Source organism: Bartonella tamiae Th239 (assembly GCF_000278275.1).
Taxonomy (GTDB): domain Bacteria; phylum Pseudomonadota; class Alphaproteobacteria; order Rhizobiales; family Rhizobiaceae; genus Bartonella; species Bartonella tamiae.
Genome location: NZ_JH725147.1, coordinates 308,388 through 321,790 on the forward strand (window position 1 = coordinate 308,388; position 13,403 = coordinate 321,790).

Below are 13,403 nucleotides of genomic sequence, written 5' to 3' on the forward strand. Positions count from 1 at the left end.
AGCCAGAGCCAGAGCCAGAGCCAGAGCCAGAGCCAGAGCCAGAGCCAGAGCCAGAGCCAAAACACACAGATAAGAAACTAAAGCAAGATCTAAATTTAATAAATGATCAAAAAAAGCAGAAGACTGATCGTGCATCATCTTATGTATCAGAAAAAACTGAAACAAATACGAATAAAGTTTTTATCAGTGACAAAATAACGACCAAAACACCTCATAATGATAGAGATGTAGAGAATCATGAACCTAAAAAAATGTCTTGGTTTGAGCGCCTTAAAACGGGATTATCACGCTCTTCACGTCAATTAGGGGATTCAATCTCATCTATTTTTACCAAGCGCAAGCTTGACGAAGAAACATTACAAGATTTGGAAGATGTTCTTATTCAAGCAGACCTTGGACTTGAAACGGCCATGCGGATCACAGATAGTCTTGCATCTGGCAAATATGGAAAAGATATTTCTACCGACGACGTGCGCACAATTATGAGCAACGAAATTAAAAAAGTATTGGAACCTGTTGCGCAATCTCTTGAACTTGATCTCAGTCATAAACCACACGTTATCTTAGTGGTCGGCGTTAATGGTACCGGAAAAACCACGACAATTGGGAAACTTGCGGCAAAATTAACCGCTGGGGGATTAAAAGTTATGCTGGCAGCAGGCGATACATTTCGTGCTGCAGCAATTGAACAGCTTCACATTTGGGGCGAGCGCACAAACTCTCCTGTTATATCAAACAAATTGGGATCAGACGCAGCTGGTCTTGCTTATGATGCTTATGAAAAAGCCCGCGAAGCTGGCAGTGACGTTTTAATTATTGACACGGCAGGGCGCTTGCAAAATAAAACCGAATTGATGGAAGAATTAGCAAAAATTGTTCGCGTTCTTGGTAAGCATGATAGTGATGCCCCGCATACCGTCTTACAAACATTGGATGCAACAACAGGACAAAATGCGATTAACCAAGTGGAAATCTTTCGTAATATTGCTGGTGTTAATGGTTTAGTTATGACAAAACTTGATGGCACCGCTCGTGGGGGTATTTTAATTGCCATTGCCGCCAAATATAAATTGCCCGTGTATTTTATCGGTATTGGTGAAGGAATTGATGATCTTGAACCTTTTGCAGCCAATGATTTTGCTGAAGCTATTGCAGGAAAACACGAATGAACAAATCTATTTTTGAACCTGATCCACAAAACACCAAAGCAGTTAAAGACATGCAAATGTCACCAACATTAAAGCTCATTTTGGAAATGGGGCCTTTGATGGTATTTTTCTTTGCCAATTATAAAGGTGAATGGCTGATCGAAAATATACCCCTTTTTGAAAATTTTGATAAACCCATTTTTCCAGCTACAGCTATCTTTATGCTTGCAATTATTATTGCTCTTATTGCGTCATGGATTATTGCGCGCAAAATTCCGATTATGCCTCTTATATCAGGAATATTTGTTCTCATTTTTGGATGTCTAACACTTTGGCTTCATAATGATACTTTTATCAAGATGAAGCCAACAATTATCAATAGCTTGTTTGGTTTGATTTTATTCGGTGGGCTCTTTTTTAAAAAAGCACTTTTGGGTTATGTTCTTGATTCAGCTTTTCATCTTGATGATGAAGGTTGGAAAAAATTAACCTATCGGTGGGCATGGTTTTTTATTTTTCTAGCCCTTTTAAATGAAGTGGTCTGGCGCAATTTTAGTGACGATTTTTGGACAAGTTTCAAAGTATTTGGTACGATGCCCATTACTTTCATTTTTATGGTTGCTCAAATGCCAATGATTATGAAACATGCAACACAACCTTTAAATAGCAAAAAAAATAATTCGGATTAAAGCATTCATTGAAAACAACGGATTAAATCCATGGAAATTATTCAATTTATATGCCGTCATGATAATTTTGGTATACTTATACACGATAAAGCAAGTGGTTTAACCGCTGCCATTGACGCGCCTGATGCTGCAGTTATTCAAGATCAACTTCAACGCCATAACTGGACTCTTGATTTTATTTTTGTCACACATCATCATAATGACCATGTTGAAGGCATTCACAAACTTAAAGAAATTTATGATGCAAAAGTCATAGGGCCAAAAGCAGAAGAACAAAAAATACAAGGTATTGATATTGGTATTGATGAAGGTGAACCTTTAGATTTTGGCGCACAAGAGATAAAAATTATCGCAACACCAGGGCATACGCTTGGTGGAGTTTCTTATTATTTTCCCTTTGCTAAAGTTGTATTTACAGGGGACACACTTTTTTCTTTAGGATGTGGCCGTATTTTTGAAGGTAATCCTTCAATGATGTTTCAATCCCTCAATAAACTTAAAAATCTTCCCGATGACACAAAAATTTATTGTGGTCATGAATATACATTAGAAAATGCACATTTTGCTTTAACAATTGACCCGAACAATCAAGAGCTTATCAACCGAAAGGCTGCCGTTGAACGACTTATTGCTGTGGGAGAAGCAACATTACCAACCACACTGGCTTTAGAAAAAGCAACCAATCCTTTTTTACGTTATGATGATGTTGATATTCGCCAAAATTTAGCCATGGAAAATGCTGATGATGCAGAATTATTTGCAGAAATAAGAAAGCGTAAGGACAAATTTTAATGTTTTTTCATACACAAAAACAATTCTTTTTTTCAAACTTTATTTGCTCTTTTTTATGCGTTTTTATGATTTTCTTTTCAGTCAATTCTTTTGCTCAAAACGATGAAACACATTCAAAAAAAGAAGAATTTTATTTAGCCCCCATTCATAATCCAGCAATGATCGCAAATTACCCTTTAAACGAAGCTTTTCTTACTAAAATGGAAATTGTACAGCGTGAAATGACCAATCAATCTGTCTATTTGACTGTACAAGAAACAGGCAATGATGTGAGTATTAACGGTTTAATTTCTGCAATTGAAAAAAATGAAAAAATAAGCACAATATTAAAAAATAATGGGCTTTCACCCAACGATTATATCGTTGGATATATGGCTTTGCAAGCGGCTCTTGCTGCCGCCTCTTCCGCAGAAGACAAAGATGCTATTTTTGATGAAACAACAACTGTGTCACCCCAAAATCTAGAGTTTGGTAAGAAAAATACTGATCGTATTCGTCAATTACTAGAAAATATTTCTTGAAATTGACGCAAACAACTTTCAAAGAAATATCATTGATAAACCTATTAATTTCTTGATTTTATTTAATTTGTGATTGTTTACTTTTATGATAATAAGATTAATGAATCATTTGGTTTTATTAAGTGAGAAGCGGATGACAGGCATATCATCTTTTTCCCTCCGTCTCTTTGAATTTTCATGTTGATAGCCGCCGTAATGTCAGCACCATTGTCTTTTTCATTCAATATGGTTGAATGTCGCAAGATGCGTCTGTTGCCTAAGGTCCACATAAATTGCTCTGTAAGCGCTGCAGAAGCTGAAGAAGATTCGGTGGATTTGACCGCATATTGCTGCTCTCATCATATAAAGCTTTACTGTATTATCATTTTAACGCCATACAACATTTAGGCACTTTGCACGTCAATAAGCCCTTTAAAAAGGATATTTTCCTTTTTTTTCGATTGTACCAAAGGTGGCTTAAAGTCAAAGCTGCATACGATCTATAATGAAACCAGTAAACTTCTCTACCTATCATTGTCCGTAGGACAGTTGAGCAATTACTAGGATGCATCTCTTGTGTTAACGCTTCTGCCAGATGCGCAGCAATTCATTGCTTAAAAATATTATGATGGAAATTGATTTTATAAGAAATAACACAAAAAGAAGATTAAGGCCTTTTTTCCTCTTCAAAAATGAATAACTCCTCAAATGTACTTCGACAAACAAACCTACCGACATCGCCACAAAATTAAGAACTTGTTTGCCAAGCTAAAAGATTAACAACGCATCGCTACGCATTATGATCGATAGATATACATTTTCTTATCTGAAATCTGAACGCCGCAATCTTAATGAATAAATCTTGATACTTAAAGCAATAGTTTAATTTTGCAAACGGCGACAAATATCATCAAGCTGTTCCAACGAAGAATAATGGATTTTAACATCTCCGCCTTTTTTGCCATGTTTAATCGCCACTTTCATCCCAATAACATCAGCAAGAAGTTTTTCTAAAGATTTTGTATCAGCATCTTTTTCCAAAGGTGTCCGTCGTTTGGTTTTTATTTGAGTTTGACCATGAGCCAAAGCCTCAGTCTGTCGGACTGAAAGACCATCACGAATGATAAGCTCCGCCAGTGCTTGTGGATCTTCAACTGTAATAAGACAGCGAGCATGACCTGCTGAAATTTGACCCTCATTTAAAAACTGTTGTACTTTTTGTGGAAGTTTCAATAAACGCAATGTATTCGCAACATGACTACGGCTTTTGCCGATAACCTGTGCAAGATCAGCCTGTGTATAGTCATGATCATCAATTAATAATTGATACCCCATACCCTCTTCAATTGGATTCAAATCAGCACGTTGCACATTTTCAATTATTGCTAATTCCAAAGCCGTACGGTCATCCACATCGCGAACGATAACGGGTAACTCATTTAAATTTGCTCTTTGCGCTGCACGCCAACGTCTTTCACCAGCGATCAATTCAAAATAATTTGGATGATCTGGTGATGGGCGAACAACAACAGGTTGCACAACACCATGCTCCCGAATAGATTGCGCCAGATCATCAAGTTCATTTTCAGTGAAATAACGTCGAGGATTGCGCGGATTACGTGATATAAACTCAATCGGAACATGACGTTCTAAATTTGTCAGTGCCTCATTAGGTGTATTGCTTTTGTGAACATCAATATCAACATCGCCAATTAAAGCTGCCAAACCACGTCCAAGTCTTTTTTTTGATTGATCATCTCGCATTTTTAAATCTCTTTATTTTTCAATGGTTTATATTTATGCTGCACGCAATTTTCGTTCACGCTGGATCACTTCTGAAGCCAATTGTAAATAAGCCTGACTGCCAGCACATTTTAAGTCATACAACAAAGCAGGTTTACCAAATGAAGGTGCTTCAGAAATACGCACATTACGCGGTATCATCGTACGATAAACTTTATCTCCCATATAAGAACGGACATCATCAACCACCTGATTGGATAAATTATTACGCCCATCATACATTGTCAGAACAATACCTTGTATTTGCAATGCAGGATTAAGCGAATTGCGCACTTGTTGAACAGTTTCAAGCAATTGGCTTAAGCCCTCTAAGGCTAAGAATTCGCATTGTAGTGGCACGAGAACAGAGTCTGCAGCTCCCATAGCATTTAACGTTAAAAGATTAAGAGATGGCGGACAATCAATCAAAATATAAGTAAATTTTTGTCTGACACGCTGATCCCGACGAAGAGCCGTTTGCAAACGTGTTATACGATCTTTTTCTGGAGCAATTTCCATTTCAACTCCTAAAAGATCAAGAGTTGATGGTACAACATAAAGATTTGGAACTTCTGTCTCAAGTGCAGCTTGTGCAACAGATGCACCTGATATTAACACATCATAAGATGACAATGCGCGATTGTGACGATCTATGCCCAATCCTGTGCTGGCATTGCCCTGTGGATCAATATCCATAACCAAAACAATCTCACCAATCGCTGCTAAAGCCGTAGCAAGATTTATGGCGGTTGTGGTTTTACCCACCCCCCCTTTTTGATTGGCGATAGCGATAATTCTTGTGTCGCTCATATTTATCACCCTTTATATGCCCGTATATTTGTCATTTTCAAAATAACAGATTGCACATCAATTTTACTTTTAAAAATTTCAAGTTCAAATTCCCAATGCTTTTTTGCTTGATCAATTTCTTTTTGATATTCACGACCTTTTGGAAAAAGCACGTTGCTCCCTTTTTCTGTCCATATACGACACAAAGATAACAGTGCGTTAAGAGGCGCTAAAGCGCGCGCAGTGATAACCTCAGGAGCTTCAATTTTTTTCGTACTATCTTCTATACGCGCATTATGAACGTGAGCTGGCAAATCCAACTGGGCAATCATATGCTGTAAAAAGGCTGCTTTTTTATGATTGCTTTCAATAAGATGCAAACTGCCTTTTTTTTGTCCTTTCAACAAAATGGCTGTAACCAGACCAGGAAAACCACCACCAGAACCAATATCACACCATGTCATAGCATGAGAAGCCAAATTAAAAATTTGTGCACTATCTAAAATGTGACGATTCCAAATATTAGGAATTGTTGTATTGGCTATCAAATTAATATGTTTTTGCCATTTGGTAAGTTCTGCTTCATAAAACAAAAAACTTTCTTCTGTTTCACGTGAAACGGAAGGAATGATTTGCTTTAAAGCTGCAATTTTTTCTACAGCATTTTTATTCATTACGCTGTCTTTCTATCATTACGATATAAACGTTGAATATGCGTAATAATTAATGATAAAGCAGCAGGTGTCATACCATCTATTTTTTGCGCCTCCGCAATTGTTTGTGGCTCACGCTGTTTCAATTTAAACTTCAATTCATTCGATAAACCTGAAATGAGATCAAGGTTTAAATGTGCTGGAATTTTCATGTGTTCATCACGCTGCAAAGCGATAATATCCATTGTTTGGCGTTCAATATAAACAGCATATTGCGCTTCAATTTCTAAAACTTCTCTTGTCGTATTTTCAATTTGATTAAGCTCTGGCCAAACGCGTTCCAATCGAGCTATAGAAATATCAGAATAGGCAAGAAAATCATAAGCACTTCTGCGAATTCCATCATTTTTAATTTGAAAACCATAAGATTGAGCTTGATTTGGCGTTAAAGTCAGTGATTGACATAATAAACGCGCTTGATTGAGCTTTTCACGTTTTTCTTCATAAACGTGAAAACGCTCTGATTGAACAATTCCCCATTCTTTACCTAAGGACGTTAATCGTTCATCAGCATTATCTGCACGCAATGATAAGCGAAATTCAGCACGGGAAGTAAACATACGATAAGGTTCACTAACACCTCGATTGATTAAATCATCAATCATAACACCAATATAAGCTTGTGAACGACTTAATGTTACCATCTCATTTTGAGCTGCTTTTCGAGCAGCATTCACTCCAGCAAGCAAACCTTGTGCGGCAGCTTCTTCATAACCTGTTGTTCCATTAATTTGCCCAGCCAAAAATAGCCCTGGCAAAGCGCGTAATTCTAAGGAAGCATTAAGTTGTCGGGGATCTATAAAGTCGTATTCAATTGCATAACCAGGTTGTAAAACATGAACATTTTCTAAACCTTCAATCGTTTTTAAAAGGGCAATTTGTGCATCTTCAGGAAGTGACGTTGAAATACCATTTGGATAAATAGTGTCATCTTCCAAACCTTCCGGTTCAAGAAATATCTGATGACCATCACGATCCCCAAATTTGACAATTTTATCTTCAATGGATGGACAATATCGCGGACCAATCCCTTCAATTGCACCTGAATACATCGCAGATCGATGAAGATTATTTCTAATAATTTCATGCGTTTTATCATTGGTACGGGTAATAGCACATTCGATTTGAGGTTGAGGCAAATGCGTTGTTAAAAAGGAAAATGGTGTAAGAACATCATCGGCACCTTGTTTTGGTAAAGATGACCAATCAATGGATTTTTTACTTAACCGTGCAGGTGTTCCTGTTTTCAATCGACCTAATGTCAAGTTTAAAGACCTAAGTCGTTCTGCCAACAGTGTGCTTGGTTCTTCTCCTATGCGTCCAGCTGGCCAATTTTTATCACCGAGATGAATCAATCCTCTTAAAAATGTACCCGTTGTAAGAACAACAGAAGAAGTTTGAAAACTTCCTTTATTTTTTAGAATAACACCTTTTAATTGACGTTGATCAAAAACAAGATCAACAACTTCATCTTCAATGAGAGTAAGATTTTTTGTTTCTGCCAAAAGGTTTTGCATGGCTTTTTTATAAAGATACCTATCCGCTTGAGTGCGAGGACCACGTACAGCAGGACCTTTTCGACGATTTAATAGACGAAACTGAATACCAGCTTCATCTGCAGCGCGCCCCATATAACCATCAAGTGCATCGATTTCACGTACTAAATGACCTTTACCCAAACCCCCAATTGCTGGATTACAAGACATAGCACCAATTGTTGCAATTTTATGCGTAATTAATACAGTTTTTGCACCTGCTCGTGCAGCAGCACCTGCCGCCTCGCAGCCTGCATGCCCTCCACCAACAACTATGACATCATATTTTTTCATTTATACAATCCAAATAGAGACGAATCAAACATTTCACGTGAAACAAAAATAACGCCAAGACTCTATCTTATTATGAAACGTTTGTGTTCTCATCCATTTATTGAGAAGTGATCCGTTTATTTATCACATCTATTGTTTCACGTGAATCCAAAAAAAAAAGAATTATCATTTATTTCTCATACTTCAACGAATTCTTTATTATGGAGTTAGAAATTAGGATGTCAGTTTTAAAGAATTATAGACACACTGTTATATATTGTTTCACGTGAATCTTTATTTGCCAATGCAGAATTCAGAAAATATAACATCTAAAATATCTTCTACATCAATATCACCTGTGATGCGTCCTAACGCATCGGATGCCAATCGAAGATGCTCAGCCCGTAAAGTTAAATCAAGATCAGGATTTAATAGCGCATTATCTATTTCTTTTAGTGTTTGAAATAACAAATCACTTTGACGTTTACGTGCAGGAAGTGCATCACCAATTTTTGCCATTATATTTGAACAAAAATCACTGATAGATCTAAGGAGATGATCAACACCTTCACCATCAATAGCTGATATTTGAATTGGCCAACGTTGATTATCACCTTTTATGACATCTTGTTTATTTCCAATTCGCCAAATAACAGCTTTTGTTTGCGGAAGATCTATATAATGAGGCTGATTCATATCTTCAACAAGTAAAATCAAATCAGCTTCTTTTATGCGATCATAAGCTGTATCAATACCCAATTTTTCAATAGGATTATCTGTTTCATGCAAGCCCGCTGTATCACTGAGAAGAATGGGTAAACCTCCCAATATAAGCCGTGTTTCTAATGCATCACGCGTTGTACCTGCTATATCTGTAACAATAGCTAAATCGCGACCCGTTAACTTATTGATTAAACTTGATTTTCCAGCATTTGGTGCGCCAGCAATAACGACTTTTAGACCATCACGCATTAAATTTGCACGTTCTTCTTGATCAAGGTGTTTTTGAATATCATTACGTAAAAAAGGTAGTTGCTCCCAAACTTGATCAGAAACTGAACCGGGAATATCGCCTTCATCAGCAAAATCAAATTCAGCTTCAATCAATGCGCGTGCTTTTATCAGTTTATCACGCCACTCACGATAAAGAGTAGCAAGTTTTCCACTTGTTCCCATAAGCGCCAAACGTCTTTGGCTTTCTGTTTCTGCTTCTATTAAATCCGCAAGTCCTTCAGCTTGTGTAAGGTCAAGTTTGCCATTAAAGAAAGCACGTCTAGAAAATTCGCCTGGTTCAGCAATCCTACAATTATCAAATTGTGATAATTCCTCTAATAAGCGCGCAGCAACAGCTTTGCCACCATGAATATGAAATTCAACACAATCTTCACCTGTAAAACTCTTAGGTTCTTGAAAAAAAACAGTTAAAGCCGTGTCTAAAAAAGTACCGTCTTTTGCTATCAGCGATCCATAAGACATTATACGAGGTTCAGGTATTTTACCATAAAGTGTTTGTATAATTTCTCTTACCCGTTCACCAGAAATGCGAATAACGGCGACACCTGATGGTAACAATCCACTTGAAACAGCAAAAATTGTATCCATTGTCTTTATCCTCATTTCAATACAGACAATTGAAAATAAAAATACTCATTATAACACTCTTCATTCTATAAATAAGTTTATGAAAAGCAATTTGGTGCAAATTTAAAAAATATATCTATTTTTAATAATTTACTTCCGTAAATATTAATATGTTTTTATGTATTAACTTTAATAACAAAAAAATTTGATCTTGAAGATTTTAGTATTACTTTCAAGATCAAAATTATAGTTTGATTAAAATGATTACGTATTCATTGAATCAAAAAATTCATTGTTATTTTTTGTTTGTTTTAATTTATCAATTAAAAACTCAATTGCATCTGTTGTTCCCATTGGGGAAAGAATACGACGCAAAACAAAGATTTTTTGTAAATCTTGGCGTTCTATTAACAAATCTTCTTTTCGTGTTCCCGATTTTAATATATCCATTGCTGGAAAAATACGTTTATCAGCAACTTTACGGTCAAGAACAATTTCTGAATTGCCTGTACCTTTAAATTCTTCAAAAATAACTTCATCCATACGGCTTCCGGTATCAATTAAAGCTGTCGCAATAATTGTTAAAGAACCTCCTTCTTCAATATTACGCGCTGCACCGAAAAAACGTTTTGGACGTTGTAGGGCATTCGCATCAACACCCCCTGTTAAAACCTTACCAGATGATGGTACGACAGTATTATAAGCACGTCCTAGCCGTGTAATTGAATCAAGTAAAATAACAACATCACGTCCATGTTCAACCAGACGTTTAGCTTTTTCAATAACCATTTCTGCAACTTGAACATGTCGAATAGCAGGTTCATCAAAAGTTGAAGAGATAACTTCACCTTGCACTGAGCGTTGCATATCAGTGACTTCTTCCGGACGTTCATCAATTAAAAGAACAATTAAATAACATTCAGGATGATTAACAGTAATAGAATGAGCAATATTTTGTAAAAGCACAGTTTTACCTGTACGAGGAGGTGCAACAATAAGACCACGTTGACCTTTTCCTAATGGTGAAACAAGATCAATTACGCGTCCTGACATATCCTTTCCAGTAGGATCTTCCAATTCCATTGCCAACCGTTCATTTGGATAAAGAGGTGTAAGATTATCAAAATGAATTTTATGTCGGATTTTTTCAGGATCTTCAAAATTAATACTGTTAATTTTTAACAATGCAAAATAGCGTTCGCCTTCTTTTGGTCCTCGAATAGGTCCTTCAACAGTATCACCTGTTTTTAGTGAAAACCGACGAATTTGTGATGGCGATAAATATATATCATCTGGTCCAGGAAGGTAATTTGCATCAGCTGAGCGTAAAAAACCAAAGCCATCAAGCAAAACTTCAACGACCCCTTCCCCAATAATTTCCACATCTTGTAGTGCCAGTCTTTTTAAAATAGCAAACATTAATTCTTGTTTGCGCATTAAAGAAGCATTTTCAACTTCCAATGTTTCTGCAAAAGCAACGAGTTCAACAGGTGTTTTGCTTTTTAACTCTTGGAGCTTCATTTTTTGCATATCTTGCATATAAAAACCGTATATTTTGTTTAAAGGAAGGATGTTTATTCAGTTAAACAAATATTTAACGTAAACGCTTATTATTTTTTGTCTGAAAAACATATATGGTAGGTGAAAAGATCACTATCAGTTTTATTTGTAAAAATCAAGAATATTACATTTACTTTTTTATAAGGGTTTAACAATAACAGCAATAACGGCAATAATCATTAGAACTGTAGGAATTTCATTCATAATTCTCCATGTTTTTTGTGAAAAAACATTTCTATCTTCATTAAAATGACGTGTACCGCGCGCTAATACCCCATGAAATACAGAAAGAAGAACAACTATTAAAAGTTTTAAATGAAGCCAACCACCTTGAAACTGAAAAATTTTCCAAGCCAACCAAAGTCCTGTAATCCATGCAGCAATCATAGCAGGATTAATTATTGCACGTAATAAACGCCTTTCCATAATTTTAAACGTTTCAGATTGAACAGATCCAATTTGAACACCACAGTGATAAACAAAAAGCCGAGGTAAATAAAGCATACCTGCCATCCAACAAATAATTGCAATCACGTGAAGAGCTTTCAACCAAGAATACGCATTTGGGTAGTCATCAAGATTCACGTGAAACAATAATCCAACTATAATTGCGACAATTACAACGGATAAAAGCGTTCTAATCCAGATTTTCATCTTTGAAACGCGTTTTTTTTGATAAGTCATGGCTTAAAATTCCTTACCTGTGCAATCATTTTTTCAACATGTTCAATTGGTGTTTGCGGTGTAATGCCGTGTCCAAGATTAAAAATCAACGGACCCTTACCCAGTGTCTTTAAAATTTTTTCTACACCTTCTTCAAGCGCTTTACCACCTGCAACAAGGCGTAAAGGATCAAGATTACCCTGAACCGATGTTGTAGTTTGAAGTTTGTTTGCAAAAAAAAGAGGTATCGTCCAATCAAGTCCAAGTGCATTTACGCCCGTTTTTTGAGCATAATCTTGGTAAAACAACCCTGCGCCTTTTGGAAATCCAATGATCGGTATATCTGGATAACTTTTTCGAATGAGATGAACCATGCGCTTAACGGGTTCAATACAATACATATGAAAAGTAAACTCATCTAAGACTCCTGACCAAGAATCAAAAATTTGAACACAATCTGCGCCTGCTTTAATCTGATTTATAAGATAAAGTGCTGAGACTTCTGCTAAAATATTCAAGAGTTCTTTCATAGCATCATGATGATAAAAGCCAAAAAGTCTTGCAGGGGCTTGATCAGGCGTTCCATGTCCTGCAATCATATAAGTGGCTACTGTCCATGGTGCGCCGCAAAATCCAATCAAAGTTGTTTTTTCATCAAGATTTTTTTTAAGAAGTTTTAAAGTTTCAAAACTTGCACCTAGATTTTCTTGAGTATGATGCAATTGCAAAGTCGTAATATCACGAACATTTAGTGGATCAAGAATAGGACCGCGTCCTTCTTCAAAATGAAGATTTCTTCCAAGAGCTTTAGGAATAACAAGAATATCAGAAAATAAAATAGCAGCATCAAAATCAAAACGTCTGATAGGTTGCATGGTTATTTCATAAGCAAAATCAGGATTATTGCAAAGATCAAGAAAACTTCCTGCTTTTTTTCGAATTTCACGATATTCAGGTAAATAACGACCAGCTTGACGCATCATCCATATGGGTGGTGGTGTCATAGTTTGATTTTTCAAAACATTTAACATTTTTTTTGTCATGATGCATCGTCGCTTTTCCAACAGATCTTTTCAATAAAGAAATTTTTTAAATTAAGATTTTTTTTATTTGAGTCTGTGTTTATTGTTAATTCTTTTTTAACTATCAATTATCCACAAATAAGAAAGTCATATGCAGAGTTTATTTTTGTTTTCATTTAAGATAAAAAATAATGAGGAAACATTAAAATTTTATTGTATTTAAAAAGATTTATCTAAAAAAGGGATTGTAAATAAATTGTGCATAAAATTTCAAATTTTATCTTTTTTCCCACGTATTAAATTTTGTTTCTGATATTTATCCACATGAGGGGATAGTGTGTATAAAGTGGACACAT

Annotated in this window: 12 protein-coding genes; 4 read left to right on the forward strand and 8 right to left on the reverse strand. The window is 35.9% G+C overall.

Translation table 11 applies throughout. The features are described from left to right. From ftsY to ME5_RS01545, 4 genes are all read left to right on the forward strand, one after another. On the forward strand, nucleotides 1–1,169 hold a 1,169-nt coding region (ftsY, locus tag ME5_RS01530; protein WP_008037801.1), incomplete at its 5' end, for a signal recognition particle-docking protein FtsY. Then, a complete protein-coding gene (locus ME5_RS01535; RefSeq protein ID WP_008037802.1) occupies nucleotides 1,166–1,837 on the forward strand; it encodes a septation protein A in 672 nt (223 codons plus the stop codon). The genes ftsY and ME5_RS01535, both read left to right, overlap by 4 nt. 30 nt (nucleotides 1,838–1,867) lie before the next feature. Beyond that, complete coding sequence (gloB, locus tag ME5_RS01540) at nucleotides 1,868–2,629, forward strand: hydroxyacylglutathione hydrolase (protein WP_008037803.1); 762 nt, start codon at nucleotides 1,868–1,870, stop codon at nucleotides 2,627–2,629. A gap of 65 nt (nucleotides 2,630–2,694) precedes the next feature. Beyond that, on the forward strand, nucleotides 2,695–3,150 hold the full coding sequence (locus ME5_RS01545) for a hypothetical protein (protein ID WP_245256472.1): 456 nt from the start codon (nucleotides 2,695–2,697) through the stop codon (nucleotides 3,148–3,150). Nucleotides 3,151–4,011: 861 nt separating this feature from the next. Here the strand turns inward: ME5_RS01545 and ME5_RS01550 are convergent. The 8 genes from ME5_RS01550 to hemE all read right to left on the reverse strand — a co-directional run bounded on the left by ME5_RS01550 (nucleotide 4,012) and on the right by hemE (nucleotide 13,068). Further along, on the reverse strand, nucleotides 4,012–4,893 hold the full coding sequence (locus ME5_RS01550; RefSeq protein ID WP_008037805.1) for a ParB/RepB/Spo0J family partition protein: 882 nt from the start codon (nucleotides 4,891–4,893) through the stop codon (nucleotides 4,012–4,014). A 33-nt stretch (nucleotides 4,894–4,926) separates the two neighbouring features. Continuing rightward, complete coding sequence (locus ME5_RS01555) at nucleotides 4,927–5,721, reverse strand: ParA family protein (protein ID WP_008037806.1); 795 nt, start codon at nucleotides 5,719–5,721, stop codon at nucleotides 4,927–4,929. 5 nt (nucleotides 5,722–5,726) lie between these two features. Then, complete coding sequence (gene rsmG / locus ME5_RS01560) at nucleotides 5,727–6,374, reverse strand: 16S rRNA (guanine(527)-N(7))-methyltransferase RsmG (protein WP_008037807.1); 648 nt, start codon at nucleotides 6,372–6,374, stop codon at nucleotides 5,727–5,729. Next, nucleotides 6,374–8,242, reverse strand: a complete 1,869-nt coding sequence (mnmG, locus tag ME5_RS01565; RefSeq protein ID WP_008037808.1) for a tRNA uridine-5-carboxymethylaminomethyl(34) synthesis enzyme MnmG — start codon at nucleotides 8,240–8,242, stop codon at nucleotides 6,374–6,376. The genes rsmG and mnmG overlap by 1 nt, the downstream gene beginning before the upstream one ends. Before the next feature lie 273 nt (nucleotides 8,243–8,515). After that, complete coding sequence (mnmE, locus tag ME5_RS01570; RefSeq protein ID WP_008037810.1) at nucleotides 8,516–9,823, reverse strand: tRNA uridine-5-carboxymethylaminomethyl(34) synthesis GTPase MnmE; 1,308 nt, start codon at nucleotides 9,821–9,823, stop codon at nucleotides 8,516–8,518. Between the two features lie 243 nt (nucleotides 9,824–10,066). Then, nucleotides 10,067–11,332 carry a transcription termination factor Rho gene (rho, locus tag ME5_RS01575; protein ID WP_035000351.1) on the reverse strand — a complete coding sequence of 422 codons (1,266 nt, stop codon included), beginning with the start codon at nucleotides 11,330–11,332 and terminating at the stop codon, nucleotides 10,067–10,069. Between the two features lie 168 nt (nucleotides 11,333–11,500). Further along, the gene (gene hemJ / locus ME5_RS01580) at nucleotides 11,501–12,046 is read right to left on the reverse strand and encodes a protoporphyrinogen oxidase HemJ (RefSeq protein WP_008037814.1); all 546 of its coding nucleotides are present in this window, start codon (nucleotides 12,044–12,046) and stop codon (nucleotides 11,501–11,503) included. Further along, the gene (gene hemE, locus ME5_RS01585; RefSeq protein WP_008037817.1) at nucleotides 12,043–13,068 is read right to left on the reverse strand and encodes a uroporphyrinogen decarboxylase; all 1,026 of its coding nucleotides are present in this window, start codon (nucleotides 13,066–13,068) and stop codon (nucleotides 12,043–12,045) included. The genes hemJ and hemE overlap by 4 nt, the downstream gene beginning before the upstream one ends. Between the last annotated feature and the right edge of the window lie 335 nt (nucleotides 13,069–13,403).